General features: G+C 56.1%; 14 protein-coding genes and 1 pseudogene. 6 read left to right on the top strand and 9 right to left on the bottom strand.

Annotated features, from left to right (window positions below; all coding sequences use genetic code 11):
* Positions 1-59: 59 nt before the first annotated feature.
* The 4 genes from ACI9KD_RS02830 (at position 60) to ACI9KD_RS02815 (ending at position 3,736) form a co-directional block, all read left to right on the top strand.
* A complete protein-coding gene (locus tag ACI9KD_RS02830; RefSeq protein ID WP_414979636.1) occupies positions 60-1,364 on the top strand; it encodes an NRAMP family divalent metal transporter in 1,305 nt (434 codons plus the stop codon).
* A 96-nt stretch (positions 1,365-1,460) separates the two neighbouring features.
* Entirely contained in the window at positions 1,461-2,153 is a 693-nt protein-coding gene (locus tag ACI9KD_RS02825) for a phosphoadenylyl-sulfate reductase (protein ID WP_414979635.1), read from the top strand.
* The gene (locus ACI9KD_RS02820; RefSeq protein ID WP_414979634.1) at positions 2,153-3,064 is read left to right on the top strand and encodes an SDR family oxidoreductase; all 912 of its coding nucleotides are present in this window, start codon (positions 2,153-2,155) and stop codon (positions 3,062-3,064) included. The genes ACI9KD_RS02825 and ACI9KD_RS02820 overlap by 1 nt, the downstream gene beginning before the upstream one ends.
* Positions 3,065-3,109: 45 nt before the next feature.
* Entirely contained in the window at positions 3,110-3,736 is a 627-nt protein-coding gene (locus tag ACI9KD_RS02815; protein WP_414979633.1) for a DsbA family oxidoreductase, read from the top strand.
* Here ACI9KD_RS02815 and ACI9KD_RS02810 read toward each other — a convergent pair.
* Both ACI9KD_RS02810 and ACI9KD_RS02805 read right to left on the bottom strand, forming a co-directional pair.
* Positions 3,733-5,087, bottom strand: a pseudogene (locus ACI9KD_RS02810) (aminotransferase). The gene ACI9KD_RS02815 and the pseudogene ACI9KD_RS02810 sit on opposite strands and share 4 nt — an antisense overlap.
* Positions 5,088-5,122: 35 nt before the next feature.
* On the bottom strand, positions 5,123-6,040 hold the full coding sequence (locus tag ACI9KD_RS02805; protein WP_414979632.1) for an MBL fold metallo-hydrolase: 918 nt from the start codon (positions 6,038-6,040) through the stop codon (positions 5,123-5,125).
* A gap of 142 nt (positions 6,041-6,182) precedes the next feature.
* On the opposite strand from ACI9KD_RS02805, the gene ACI9KD_RS02800 reads away from it, so the two are divergent.
* Entirely contained in the window at positions 6,183-6,656 is a 474-nt protein-coding gene (locus tag ACI9KD_RS02800; RefSeq protein ID WP_414979631.1) for a (2Fe-2S)-binding protein, read from the top strand.
* Positions 6,653-8,866, top strand: a complete 2,214-nt coding sequence (locus ACI9KD_RS02795; protein ID WP_414979630.1) for a molybdopterin cofactor-binding domain-containing protein — start codon at positions 6,653-6,655, stop codon at positions 8,864-8,866. The genes ACI9KD_RS02800 and ACI9KD_RS02795 overlap by 4 nt, the downstream gene beginning before the upstream one ends.
* A 7-nt stretch (positions 8,867-8,873) precedes the next feature.
* Here the strand turns inward: ACI9KD_RS02795 and ACI9KD_RS02790 are convergent, their stop codons facing one another.
* The 7 genes from ACI9KD_RS02790 to ACI9KD_RS02760 form a co-directional block, all read right to left on the bottom strand.
* Complete coding sequence (locus ACI9KD_RS02790) at positions 8,874-9,413, bottom strand: hypothetical protein (protein WP_414979629.1); 540 nt, start codon at positions 9,411-9,413, stop codon at positions 8,874-8,876.
* Positions 9,414-9,545: 132 nt separating this feature from the next.
* On the bottom strand, positions 9,546-10,082 hold the full coding sequence (locus ACI9KD_RS02785) for an FtsX-like permease family protein (RefSeq protein ID WP_414979628.1): 537 nt from the start codon (positions 10,080-10,082) through the stop codon (positions 9,546-9,548).
* A 2-nt stretch (positions 10,083-10,084) separates the two neighbouring features.
* Complete coding sequence (locus tag ACI9KD_RS02780; RefSeq protein WP_414979627.1) at positions 10,085-10,720, bottom strand: ABC transporter permease; 636 nt, start codon at positions 10,718-10,720, stop codon at positions 10,085-10,087.
* A complete protein-coding gene (locus ACI9KD_RS02775; RefSeq protein ID WP_414979626.1) occupies positions 10,717-11,478 on the bottom strand; it encodes an ABC transporter permease in 762 nt (253 codons plus the stop codon). The genes ACI9KD_RS02780 and ACI9KD_RS02775 overlap by 4 nt, the downstream gene beginning before the upstream one ends.
* Before the next feature lie 55 nt (positions 11,479-11,533).
* Entirely contained in the window at positions 11,534-11,767 is a 234-nt protein-coding gene (locus ACI9KD_RS02770; protein ID WP_414979625.1) for a hypothetical protein, read from the bottom strand.
* A 41-nt stretch (positions 11,768-11,808) separates the two neighbouring features.
* Entirely contained in the window at positions 11,809-12,177 is a 369-nt protein-coding gene (locus ACI9KD_RS02765; protein ID WP_414979624.1) for a hypothetical protein, read from the bottom strand.
* A gap of 99 nt (positions 12,178-12,276) precedes the next feature.
* Complete coding sequence (locus ACI9KD_RS02760) at positions 12,277-13,902, bottom strand: tRNA-dihydrouridine synthase (RefSeq protein ID WP_414979623.1); 1,626 nt, start codon at positions 13,900-13,902, stop codon at positions 12,277-12,279.
* Positions 13,903-14,128 lie beyond the last annotated feature (226 nt).

The following is a 14,128-nucleotide window of genomic DNA, read 5'->3' as shown; positions in this document are numbered from 1 at the left end:
GCCTCTGTCGGCCGGCACGATGTCGGGTCTATCGATAAGAAACCAATAGTGATACATCCATGATTCTGCGTTTGTTTAGCAACCTTGTGGGCCCCGCCGCGGTGATGGCCGCGGGCACCATGGGTGCTGGTGCGGTAGCCTCTTTTTTACTGGCCGGGGCCTGGTTTCGCTACGATCTTCTGTGGGTGATTCTGGCAATGCTGCCGGTGTTTGTGGTGTCGGTTGACACAGCATCTCGTATTGGTGCGCTGAACCCCGATGAGGGCATGTTTGCGCTCGTTCGAACTCGCATCAGCGCCAGCCTGGCATGGATTATTTTGCTGCTCATTGTGCCGGTACACTTTTTGGTGACCATGGGACAGATCTCGGTAATGTCATCGGCGTTTATGACCTTGCTGGGTGTGCCTGCCGATGCAGCCGGTGGATCGCTCGGACTTAGGCTTGAGGTATTACTGTCAGTGCTGCTGTCCGCTGCAGTTCTGTGGCTGGTGTTCTCCCGCGGTTACGAACGTATGCAGCGCATCATGACCCTCCTCATGGTCTTGATGCTCGTGTGCTTTTTTGTGGTCGCGCTGCGCGGATTGGTAGAGCTGCCAGCGATCCTTGCCGGCTTTATACCGTCGCTACCGGCGGACCTTCCTGCGCCGGGCAGTGAGACACCGCGCATTGCTACCAGCTCGATCATCGCTATGGTGGGCGCGGCGGTAGCGCCGGCTGCTTTGTTAGGGATGCCGTATCTCTGCGCGGATGATGGGGGCAACCGAGAGCAATTAGCTCAGGCGTTTAGACAAGCCATCATTAACATGGGCTTCATCTTTGGCGCTTATGCGGTGTTTGTGGTCGTCGCCGGAGGCTATGCACTGCACTCTTTGGCGGATCATGCGAGTTTTGCCGATGTTGGTCAGGCATCGGCGGTGTTTCGAAATGCGCTACCCGGTGTTTTTGCCAAGCTCGGGCCAGCGATTTTCTCCCTTGGGTTGTTCACAGCGGCTATGACCACGCTTGTGGTGGCGGCACAGGTCACCATTTACTTCATGCTGGACATGGCCGGTCAGGAATGGCGGTTTTCTGCAGACAACAAGCTGTATCACCGCGTGCTCACCGTGTTTGTATTGGCGGCAGCTGCGCTGGCACCGTTTTGGGATTTTCCGGCCCTACTTAAGGTCATTCTGCTCATGGGCATTAACGTCGTGGTTATCCCCCTAGCTTTTGTGATTGTGATTCTTCTGGCTAACAATGACAGCGTGATGCGTGAGTTCAAAGCACAGTGGTGGCGTAACGTCATCTTGTTCATTGGCCTTGCGGTCTCCATCGTACTGGCCGTAGATAAAGCGCCTCACTACTACCGCTTGTTGATGGGTTGATATTCCGTCCAAGCATTAGCAAGAAACAAAGCCGTCTAATACTCCTGCGCTGAATACCAGTAGACTCCCCGTCTCACAAATATCAGCAGGCAGCTAGTGGATATTCTCGACAAAAAAGATCTGGAAGCGCGAGCCGATAAGGTGGTTGAGCAACTTCACGCCTATCTGGATGCCGGTAAAAAAGTTTTCACCACCAGCTCCTTTCAATCCCAGAGTCTTCCCCTGCTGCATATGATCAGCCGGGTAGATCGCGATATTCCTGTGTACTACACCAACACGGGGTTTCTCTTTGCGCAGACTATTCGCTTTGCCGATCGGCTTGCCGATCAACTCGGTCTCAAGGTGATTCCTCTTCGTCCGGAGGTACCCAAGATCAAGCAACTGGATCGACAGAAGCGGTTTCTCTATGCGTCGGACCCTGATCACTGCTGCTATTTGAACAAGGTGCAGCCGCTGGAGCCGGTGCTTCGCGAGCATGACATCTGGGTTAACGGCGTGCGCTCGGATCAAAGCTCCGTGCGTGCGGCGATGCAGGTAGAAGAGCCCGCTCAGCACGGCTGCACGCGCTTCCATCCCATGCTCGATTGGGACTCGCGCATGGTGCACTTCTACCGCAAGAATCACGATCTTCCCGAGCACCCAATGGAAGCGCAGGGCTACCTCAGTATCGGCTGTGAGCCCTGCACCATGAAGGCCTTTGGCGAAGGTAACTCGCGTAACGCACGCTGGTTCGGTATGAACAAAACCGAGTGTGGTCTTAATACAACTTTGGTATCAGGCGGCAACTGATGAAAGTAATGGTGACAGGTGGCGCCGGCTATATCGGCAACGAACTGGTATACAGGCTTTCTGCCGAGCCCAGCATTAAAGACATCTTGGTCTACGACAATTTGTGCAAGGGCAACTACAACCTGTTTACGGGTTTGCGCAAAGTGCCGGACAACAATGTGCGCTTTATTCAGGCCGACATTCTGGATTCCCGCAGCTTGCGCAGCTGCATGGAGGGCATGGACGTGGTTATTCATTTGGCGGCAAAAGTGGAGACGCCCTTTGCCGATCAAAACGCCCATGATTTTGAGCAGACCAATCACTGGGGCACTGCCGAGGTCATCTACACCGCTGAGGAAGTGGGCATTGGCCGTTTAATCTACTTAAGCAGCCAATCGGTTTACGGACAAGGCGAAATCACCGATACCGATCATCCCCGCGTGCCCAGCAGCTATTACAGCATTTCTAAAATGCGTGGTGAAGAGCACGTCATGCGCCTCATGGAGAAGATCCCGGTACAGCTACTGCGTTGCGCCAACGTGTACGGATACTCCAAGAATCTGCGTTTTGAGACGACAGTGAATCAGTTCGTCTTTGACGCACACTTCACCAATCGTGTGGCGGTACACGGTGACCCCAGCCACACGCTGAGCCATATCAGCGTCTACCGGCTAGTGGAGTTGCTTGCGCGAATGATCAAGCGAGAGATGGATTCGGATGTGTACAATCTATCGCATCGGGATTTTTCTTCCATGGATCTGGTCGATTCACTCAAAGAGCTTTATCCGGATCTCGAGACGATCTTTGTGGATCAGCATATTCCCCTTTATGATCTGACGATGCGCTGCGATGAGCGCCTGCAAGAGATGCTGCCCGGCGGCTCCACCATGACCGAAGATTTGGTCAAGTTCCGGGAGCTGTTCACCTTCTAAATAGAGGAGTTCTCTATCACATCCCTAGCCCTGAAAGTCGATATTGTGTCGGACGTCGTGTGTCCCTGGTGTGTCATCGGCTACAAGCAGTTCGAAAAAGCCTTAGCGACCTTATCCGGTCGTTTTGATGTGAGTGTGCATTGGCGCCCCTTTGAGTTGAATCCGCAAATGCCGCCAGAAGGGCAGGATCTTCGAGAGCACATCGCCCAGAAGTACGGTTCATCTGCCGAGCAGAGCCAGCAGGCCCGAGCGCGACTATCGAGCATCGGCGACTCTCTCGGATTTCACTTTGACTACTTTGATGGCATGCGCGTCGTGAATACCTTTCGGGCGCATCAGTTGCTGCACTGGGCAGAGGCCCAGGGAAAACAAACCGAGCTAAAGCTTGCTTTGTTTTCTGCATTCTTCAGTCAACGACAAGATGTCAGTGACGATGCGGTGCTGTTGTCTGTCGCCGAGAGTGTGGGTCTACCCAGGACCGAGGCCGAGCAAGTGCTTGCAACGGGGAGCCTCGCTGAGGAAGTCCGCGAGGATCAGCGCTGGTGGCTTGATCGTGAGATTCACGCGGTACCGGCCTTTATTTTTAACGATAAATACTCTGTGCTGGGCGCACAGGAAGCCGACACTTTCGTACGGGTTCTGAATAAGCTGGAAGCTAAGGCGAGCGCCTAGCTCGCCGCTTTAATCAGCCCTTCGCTGTGAACGTGTTCCAGCGTGGCATCAAGTCCGATACCCAGCTTTTCTACCAATGCGTCGATTTGTGCTTTGGTGATGATGAGCGGTGGGCACAGTGCAAAGGCCGTACCCGCAACCGGTCTGCCGATGAGTCCCGCGTCTGCGCAGGCATTAGTAAGGAATCCAGCAACCGACGGCGGAAACCCTTCTCCCGTTGATTTATCGCTCACAAGTTCAAGAGCGGCGATTAAGCCTCTGCCTCGAACCTCGCCCACTAGGGGGTGATTTCTAAAGGGCGCCAGCTTGTCGTGAAGATACGTTCCGGTCTCGGCGGCTTTAGCAAAGATATTGTCCCGCTCATAAATTTCGAGGGTCTTTAAAGCCACGGCGCAGCCCAAAGGGTGCCCTGAGTACGTGTAGCCGTGACCAAACACGCCTACCTCGGACACAGGCTCTACCAGTGCTTCGTAGATATGCCGCGAACCACGGATGTACTAATAGGTACGTAAGCCGAGGATAGCTGTTTGGCGAGGGTCATGAGTGCGGGCTTTTCGATGTTCATGGTCGTGCAGCCAAAGTCGTTGCCCGTGCGCCCGAATCCACAGATGACCTCATCAGCCCAGAAAAGGATATCGTGCTGATTCAGCAGCGCCTGTACTTTTTCGTAGTATCCGGCAGGCGGCACGATAACGCCGCTGGCACGGGTGATGGGCTCTGCAAGGAAGGCAGCGATAGTGTCGGCTCCTTCGGCAAGGATGAGCTTTTCGAGATTGCCAACAATACGATCGACAAAAGCGTCTTCGGTTTCGCCCGGGTGACGTCCTTTGTAGTAGTGAGGATGGTCCGTGCGCAAAATTCCTAGGGCTTCGACGGGCGCATCAAAATGCGTGAGGTTGGCGGGGAGGCTGGTGAGCGCCCCTGATGTAACGGTAACGCCGTGATAGCCGCGCTCTCGCGTAATGATCTTGCGCTTCTCGGGCCTGCCCGTAGCGTTAGCGTAGTAACGCAGAATTTTGATAAAGGTGTCGTTGGCATCGCTGCCTGAGTTACCAAAAAATATTTTGGCATTCTCTACAGGCATCATCTCTCGAATCTTGTCGGCCAGTGCCATCATGGTGGGGTGCGTCTTGCCGCCAAAGGCGTGGTAGAAGGACAGCTGGCCCATCTGCGCGGTCGCCGCGTCAATCAGTTCCTGGTTGCCATAGCCCAGCGATGTACACCACAGCCCGGCCAAGCCTTCGAGGTACTGCTTGCCCTTATTATCGTAGACGTAAACGCCTTCACCACGCTCCACCACGATCTGTTCGGTGGCTTTAAAATTGGTGGTTGGATAAATGACGTTGGTCATAACAATTACCGCTCGAGCGATCTCCTGCGGGCTTGCTATTGATACCCTGTTTGCAGCCGAAGCATACCGCTGGCCAGCGCTGCAGCAAAATCATGTGCAACTATCACCTCGGTGTTCTGCTGGCGATCCAATGCGGCCAGCCACAGGCGCAGCTCTTCGGTGCGCGCGGTATTCTCGGGAACCATGATATTGCTGTACAGCCACCCCTTATCGGTGTTCGTCAAAAGATTGCTCTTAACATTAGAAATGTCACCGCTCATTAGCCACAGGGTTCCATCGACATGCACGGCAAAAAGTGTCGATCCGGGAGTGTGACCGCCTAGCGCCACGATCCCCAGGCCCGGGAATTTGCTCATAGTGATGAGACCGCCTTCCCCTTCGAGTACAAGCTGTTCAAGACAGGAGGACTCGAGCTGCCGAGCGCTGTCTTTGGTATGCAGATTATGCTCCTCGGCCTGCCATGGTGTCTGATAGACGCGGGCCCCTTGACCCCGCGCGTCGCAAAAGGCATCGACTCCCTGTACGTGATCGATGTGCAAGTGGGTAAAGCCGACGCCCTCGATGGAGTTTATTGTTTCTCCCAGTAGTTCGGGAGTCGTGCCATGAAATGCCACCGGCTCCATGTTGGGTGATAACTTCGCGACGAGTTCGCCGAAATCTTCACTGGCTTGGCGGTCCATTGCTGCATCAATCATGAAGCTACGACCGTCAGGCCACTGAATGACTACGGCGGTATGACCGAGCGTTCTGCTAGGTCCAATCTGTGAAGATGATTGGACGACGCGTATAGAGATCGGCCCACCCGGTACTGTTGCGAGGGCCCGTAGATCTGCTTCCGTGGGCAGCGGTGGTGCGATGTTGCGGATTTGCAGGTGTGCTGGGCCCAGGAAGATGCCTAGCCCAAGGACGCTTAGTAAAAGCATGGCGATGAGTAACCTTAAAAGCCAGCGCATACCGCAGACCTCGGGTCCTGGAAGGAATTGCAGGCTAACATGCGGCCGTGAACGGGCAAGCCGGTATGCTGTGCCAGCTGTATTTTTTGCTCGGAGCGCTATAGTCTGGTGTTCTCAGCGAGTCGCCAAATAAGGGTTCAACATGCTCAAACTTAAGGTCAATGGTAAGTCCATGGAGACGGAAGCCGATCCAAGCACGCCTCTTTTGTGGGTCCTGAGAGATCATCTGGGTCTCACCGGGACTAAATATGGCTGTGGCATCGCTCAATGTGGTTCCTGTACCGTACATATTGATGGCAGAGCTATGCGTTCCTGCGTATACCCGGCGAGCGCCGCCGAAGGTAAATCCATCACTACTATCGAAGGCCTGTCTGAGGACGCGAGTCATCCAGTGCAACAAGCCTGGGTAGAGATCGACACGCCGCAGTGCGGTTACTGTCAGCCCGGCATGATCATGGCGGCGGCTGCCTTACTGTCTGAGAACCCGAATCCCAGCGATGAAGACATCAACCAGCGGATCACCAATATCTGTCGCTGTGGCACCCTGCCTCGGGTGCGTGAGGGGATCCATCGAGCTGCCGCGATCGCCGCCGGTGATGAAGGAGCACAATCATGAATATCAGTAAGTTGATGGGCTCAGCTCAAGACGGTCAGACTGAGAAGTCAGGTGTTGTGGATATTAGTCGGCGACGCTTTGTGGTGGGTTCCGCTGCGGCCGGCGCCGGCCTCATGGTGGCCATGCAGTTGCCCCTGGGCAGTGTGAGCGCGGTTGCTCAAGATGGCGCGACGGAGGTAAACGCCTGGGTCTTAATCGACCCCGACGATACGGTGACCATTCGTATTGCTCGCGCAGAGATGGGGCAGGGGACACTCACCGGTCTTGCACAACTTGTGGCCGAAGAGCTCGAGTGTGATTGGGACAAGGTAACTTGGGAGTTCGCCTCACCTGCTGAAAGCCTCGCTCGCAAACGGGTGTGGGGCAGTTTTGCTACCGGTGGCAGCCGCGGGATTCGCGGTAGTCATCAGTATGTCCGAGAAGGTGGTGCACTGGCGCGTGAGCTATTGATTATGGCCGCGAGCAAGGAATGGGGCGTACCTGCGGCAGAGTGTGCTGCGAAAGAGAGCGTCGTGACGCATACGGCTAGTGGCGCGACCATGACCTACGGTGAACTTGCTGCGACGGCTGCGACGCTTAGCGCACCAGATTCTGTAACCCTTAAAGACCCCAAGGATTGGACGCTCGTGGGTCAGCCTGTGGCACGTCTGGATACTATCGACAAGGTCAGCGGCAAACTGCAATACGGTGCCGACGTTATGCTTCCGGGCATGTTGCACGCCGCCATTCATGCCTGCCCGGTACACACTGGCAAGCGCAAAAGCTATGACGCCAGCAAAGCTAAAAGCATGCCCGGCGTACGCGCTGTGCTAGAGGTTAGCGATGACGCCGTCGCCGTGGTGGCCGACAGCTGGTGGCAAGCTAAGACTGCACTGGATGCTGTTGAGATCGAGTGGGAGACCGGCGAAGTTGGCAAGGTCAACAGCGAGAGCATTCGCAAGATGCTCGAAGAAGGTCTGACTGCAGATGATGCATTTGTGGGAAATGAACATGGCGATGTTAAAGCTGCTCTAGCTAAGTCCAGCAATACGCTGACCGCTGATTACAGCTACCCGTATCAGAACCATGCGCCCATGGAGCCTATGAATACCACTGCGCTATGGACCGAGGAGTCCTGCGAGGCCTGGGTACCCACGCAGAACGGCGAAGCCGCCCTTGAGGCAGTCGCCAATGCGGCGGGTTTGTTCCCCGAGCAATGCGAAGTACACAGAATGATTCTTGGTGGTGGCTTTGGTCGCCGTGGCGCCCATGACTTTGCCGAACAAGCCGTGCAGATCGCCAAACAGATGCCGGGGACACCGGTGAAGTTGTTGTGGAGCCGTGAGGAAGATCAGCGGCGTGGCTATTACCACCCGATCACCCAGAGTCGTATGACAGCGGGAATCGATAGCAATGGCAAGCTTGATGCACTGCATGTGCGCATCTCCGGGCAATCGATACTAGCTTTCTTTAGGCCAGCACTGGGTGAGCCAGAAAAAGACCCAGTGGTGTTCCAGTCTATGGCACCCGAGGGCGATCACTCGATGATCTACGCCGTGCCACATCTGCTCGCCGATCACGCGATGCGCAATACGCACCTGCGGCCTGGATTCTGGCGTGGCGTGAACATCAATCAGAACGTCTTCTACATGGAGAGTTTTGTGGATGAGCTTGCGCGGCAAGCCAACACAGATCCGCTGGATTACCGACGCGAGTTACTAAAAGAGAGTCCTCTCGCTTTGGCGGTACTCGAAGAAGTCGCGAAAAAAGCCGGCTGGGGCCGAAAAATGCCCGAGGGTCACGGATTGGGTCTTGCCGTGTGCAAGGCCTTTGGTAGCTATGTCGCTGGGTGTGCCGAAGTCGCAGTGGTTGATGGCAAGCTGCAGATGAAGAAGATCTGGGCGGCTACCGATCCGGGTTTCGCGGTGAATCCCCAGCAGATCGAGGCGCAGGTGGGTGGGTCCTTTGTCTATGGACTCAGCGCCGCGCTCTATGGGGAATGTACTGTCGAGAATGGTCGCATTGTTGAAGAGAACTTCGACAGCTATCCCTCATTAAAACTTGCCCAGATGCCCGAGGTTGAAGTGACCGTCATGCCATCCGGTGGATTTTGGGGGGGTGTAGGTGAGCCTACTATCGCGGTAGCCGCACCGGCCGTGCTCAATGCTGTTTACGCTGCAACCGGGGTTCGAATCCGTAACCTGCCCGTGAAGGATCAGGCGCTGGCTTAAGCGGACCTTAAAAGTACCAGGCTAGTTGAAGGAGCACCGAAGCACCGGTTCCCAGAGTTCGAGGTTCTTCTCCCAAAGGAAGAGACAGCCCTCCAAACTCGGTGCCGGTGGGCCCGACCGGAATATTGACGGCCCCGATGAGCTGCCAGTTGTCCGCAAGGTCCCAGTTGATGCTCAGCTGGCCCAAGGCAGAGCTGCCCCCAAGCTTATAGAACAGGCTGGGTGTGAGCTGTATCAGGGGGTGCATCTCAATGCCTACGGACGCCGCTAGATAGTGTCGTCCTACCGTGAACAGTTCCCCGCGCCGAATACGAGCCACAAGGTCCGGCGAGCCTAAAAACCCCGCTTCGCCGTAATCTGATTCGCGCAGACCAAATCCGTTAAAAAAGTACTCAATGGGCCCGCTCATATTGCGACCTCGCGTTACCCAGGACCATGAGCTATTGAGTACTCCGCTGGCCGTCCAGCCATCAATCCCGTCGGTAAGCATAAGGTCCCCGCGCAGGATGGCATCGCCCAAGTTAGTGGATCCGCCGACGCCGAGCATCGACTGCTCAAAGTGTTCGGCTAGGAGCAGATCGAACTCCCGTGAAGCCGTGATACTTAAGCGCGTAGGAGCGTGCCCGGGCGCTGGCGTTTCCCTGGGGGGTCCCGGCGCTGCACTGCAACGGCCTGCCAATCACTGCCGGAGTTCAGTAGCCGTTGTCCGTAGAGAAAGCCAATGGAGTGCAGACGCCTTGGCGAGGGCGTTGCTTGAAAGCTGATCCAGGCGCTGGCCTTCGACGGTGATTTGGCCCTCATCCGGACGATCGAGGCCACCGATGCCATCGCGCAACAACAGGAGTGTGCCCACGCCGATGAGGCACCCGATGCACAGCCCGACAAACAGCAAAAACGCGCTCTCCAGCATGACCTGAGCAATAATGAGACGCGGACTCATACCCAGTGCCTGCATCAGGCCGATTTCCCGGGTACGTTCAAATACCGCCATGACCAGCGTATTGACCAGTCCAAAAGACAGCACAGCAAATATCACGAGAGTAAAAATTAACGCGAAGCCGTCCTGTACCCCGAGCATGGTGCCCAAAAAGCTGTCCAGCTCGTTCCAGGGCAAAGTCACTACGTCGCCAGCTGCGGCGCGTAGTCCCCCAAGCCAGACACTCACGCTGCGATAGTTGTCTCCCGTTACCGCCAGCTGAGAAATCCTGTCGCTCATATTTAGCAGGGACTGCGCTCGGTGTAGACATAGGCTTCTTCGCTGGCTTCCAGTCGTGCCGTGTAAATACCTACAATTTGCGCGCCGCGTTCTAGCAGTTCGTTATTCGGATCCTGAGAGGACAAGACGATGCGTTTGCCAAGATCGGTCTCCAGTCGCTGGGCGAGGCGACGGCCAATCACGACACCGCGATCGTCGGGACTCTGGAGTAAACGGCCTTCGATGGCGTCTTTGGGGTCGGCACCCATTGCCAGCTCCCCCGCCGGGTCGACGCCGATTAGCAGTACGCCCCTAGTCTCTCTGGCGCTGGCAATAACGGCCAGAACCCGCACTCGTGTGGTCCAGGCCAGGATATGGGGTTCGGCTTTCAGCCAACTGGCTAACTGCTCGCTGGGCTTGGCAATACTATTGACCACGCTGGGGTCTCGGCGGTAGTCCGGGTGTTGCAGCTGCGCCTGTCCGGGAAGGGTGTTAAGACCATTACTGACCATTTGATCGGTCATGCCACGCATGAGTGCGTTCATGAAAATCATCGCCCACACGCCCATGATGATGGCGGCAAGCATCACGCCCGTGCGTCGGGGCCGGCGCCATAAATTGCGCCATGCCAACGCAAATAGCAGCGGTAGATTACTCATACCGCCTGCATCGCTTCGACCGGGCGCATACTAAAAATCTGCATTGTGGGATACACCGCGGCTAGTAATACACCTGCAAAAACGGTGAGCGGACCCCAAAAAGCGGATATCAGACTGATCTGTGGGTACATGCGACCGGAGAGATTGAAGCGCGCGGCCAGCTCCTCCATGCCCGGGTAAGTGAAGCCGTGGACGCTAAGATAAAACGTGCGTACTAGCCCCAGCGGTAAGCCAAGCACCAGACCCAACAAACAGGTTTCCATGCCCACCAAGCACGCCAGCCGTCCGGGACTTAGTTCGAGAGTCAGCATGACGCCAAACTCGCGAGTGCGTTCCAGTACAGACATCAGTTGCGTGTTCAACACGGACAGCGCAACGAGCACGATCAGTACCGCGTACATGAACCAGGCACTCACCATATCTGATTTGATTGCTTGCTTTAGTCCGGGCTGCAGCTCTTCCCAGGACTGCAGAGAAAGTGACTTATCGTGTGGTGGTAGTGTTTGGATGTTTGCGGCGACGCCAGCTAGATCATTTAGCGCGTCGAGACGAATCACCACCTTGTGTGCTTCACCGCGCATGGAAAAAGTATCATCGAAAAATGGCAAAGGTACTTGCGCCAGCGTTTGATCAACCTCGGGGAATCCACTCTCGATGATGCCCACGATCGTGGCGATGGCGGCTGCCACTGAGCCATCGCGACCACTACCCAGAAGTACCAACTCGTCACCCAGGGTAACTTTTAGGTTTTCTGCCAAACGGGCGCCAATGACAGCCTCGGCGGCGGAGCCATCCTTAAGGTAGGACCCTGTTTTACGAGCCCCGGCAAAGATGACACCACCGATTCCCGGGACGGTTGGACGCCCACCACTCGGATGCCAAAGGAGCGTTCTGTGCCGGCAGCCAGCGCAAAGCCCGTGGCACGTACGGTGACGCCGCGAGCTTGGCTGTCCAGTCCGTTGCATTTGGCACGGTCTGTCGCATGCGTTCGTCTTCGAGATACTTCGGATGCTGTATCTGCAGATGCCCGGTGACCGAGCCGATCATGTTGTCGATCATCATGGAGTAGACCCCAAATTGCAGCGAGATCAGCCCGACCAGCAAGGTGTTGCACAGCACCATGGCACCCACAGTGAGCCAGTTGCGACGGCGATGTCGCCACAGGTTGCGCCAGGCAAGCACCCAGGAAATGCGCATTGGCGAGGATTACGAAGATTGGAAAGAGTGAACTGCGTGTCTGAGAGCGGGACGTCAAAGGCTAATTCACGTGCGCGCATTTCCGTCCATTCCTGATCGTAAAAGGCATGGTGCAGGAACACCCAGTCATCGCGGACGGTCAGTTCCTCGTGCCCCCAAACCACCGCTGCTTTGACAATGTCCCGGGCAGATTCCTGTGCAGAGCCCTGCGCAAAACACAGTGTCGGAATCCAGAGAACAAGGACGAGTAGGTAACGCACGGAAGTCTCCAAAAACTAACTCATTATGAGACTAGTCTTTGGAGATTGGTTTTACCTTGATCCAGGTAAAGTTTTTAGCGGTTTAGCCCTAGGGCTTAGTTAAGGGTTCAAATCGCTCAAAAAGGGGCCATCAACGCAGATGCGGCGCCCATCGGGCGTTGCGCAGGCACCACAGATCCCCACGCCGCACTTGGTCAAATAGTCCACGGCGCTAAGTATTTGTTCTTCCTTAACAAATTCGCGCTGCACGGCAATGGCGGCCCGGACCATGGGCTCTGGCCCGCAGTTGTAAAACACAAGCTTGGCAAGCTCTGCTTCGCTCATGTCGGCTAAGCGCTCGCGCAGCATCTCGGTCACCCGACCGTGATAGCCGCGGCTGCCATCGTCAGTGGCTACGTGCAGCTCGGCGACTTCGGCGCACTCGTCCAAAAAGTACAGACGGTCTTCGCTGCGTGCTCCTACGAAAAACTCTGAGTTGCCAAAATCTCGAGCGATTTGATACACCGCCGCCAATCCGGTGCCTCCAGCAACCGCTATGATATGTGCATCTTCTGGCGGCGCTACGGGAACGCCGTGGGGGCCCCGTACATAGGCTTCGGTGCCTAGCGGTAAGTCCATCAAGGCATGGGTAAACTGGCCTACATCAACCACCACAAGGGTGAAGGGGTTGTCGACGAGTGCCGAAAACGGCTTTTCGCCTAGCCCGGGTATCCATAGGTAGATGAATTCGCCGGCCTGAATGTTGATGGGTCGATTAAAGGTGAGGAGCGCAATGTCTTCGCAAACGCGTTTGTTGTCTACCAGCGTGACGGGCTCAAACTTCATGTCGATGTCGTAGCGAATCATCGCTTCGGCGAAGTCCGTGTTGCGCTCAAGGTCCTTTTCAATCTGCGAAAAATAGTCACCGATCTCTTCGCTGTTCATGCCGGTGAGTGCAGAGCCCACACCGATCACGTCAGCGCCCGCTTTGAAGGCTTCATCTATATCGGATGCGCTGGAGAAGCCGCCACAACCAATAATAGGCAGATCGCTGACTTCCCGGATCTCGCGAATGCACTTAAGCGCGATGGGCAGTACCCCTTTGCCGGACATGCCGCCGACGCCATTGGACAACACCGGCTCGCCATGGGACGAGGTGTAGCCTGGCCCCACAGTATTGATGGCGCAGAAACCGTCAGCACCGGCATCCGCCGCCGCTTTGGCGATGGCGCCAATGTTTGGCGTGTTGGGTGTCAATTTGGGAATCACAGGCACATCTACCGCCGCTTTTACCGCCGCGACGATTTCTGCGACCACCACCGGGTCCTGTCCCATGGCCATGCCGTAGCCGCTGGCATGAGGGCAAGACAGGTTGAGCTCGAGCCCATCAGAAAACGGAGCCAGCAGTTTGGCGACTTCTACAAACTCTTCGACACTGCCGCCGAATATTGAGGTTAAGAGAAAGCGATCTGCTGGGATTTTTAGATCCCGAATGCCAGCCAGGGCGGCTTCTGCGCCGGGATTCGTCAGACCTACGGCGTTTACAAAACAGCCTGGTGCGTACTGGGAATAAACCGGCTCGCGGTTGCCTGCGCGGGGCGTCAGGCCAATGCTCTTGGTGGTGATGACGCCTATCTGCGGCACTCGGTCAAAAAAGTACTGAATGATTGACGGTGCAGTAGTCACGATTCCTGAGGGAATGGTGAAGGGGCCGGATAGGGTCTTGCCAAAAAATTCGATGCTCAACGCAGCTGCCTTTCAAGAATGGGAGTTGGGCGGATGCCTAAGCCCTGATTATACGGCGCGTGTGGCCTCAGGTCCCGCAGAAGGTGCGCGTCACCCGCTCCTGAGGCTTCGCAGGCAATGCCAGATCGCTATCGTCGCCGGCATAGCTTGTAGAATGGGCCAGACGCTCCACTAAACGATGGAACAGGGCGTAGTCACCGCTCTCGCCGTCTTCGATAGCGCGCTG

The organism is Congregibacter sp., from assembly GCF_047617445.1.
Lineage (GTDB): Bacteria > Pseudomonadota > Gammaproteobacteria > Pseudomonadales > Halieaceae > Congregibacter.
The sequence above is the reverse complement of the archived record's forward strand: the minus strand, read 5'-3'. Positions and strand labels throughout refer to the sequence as shown.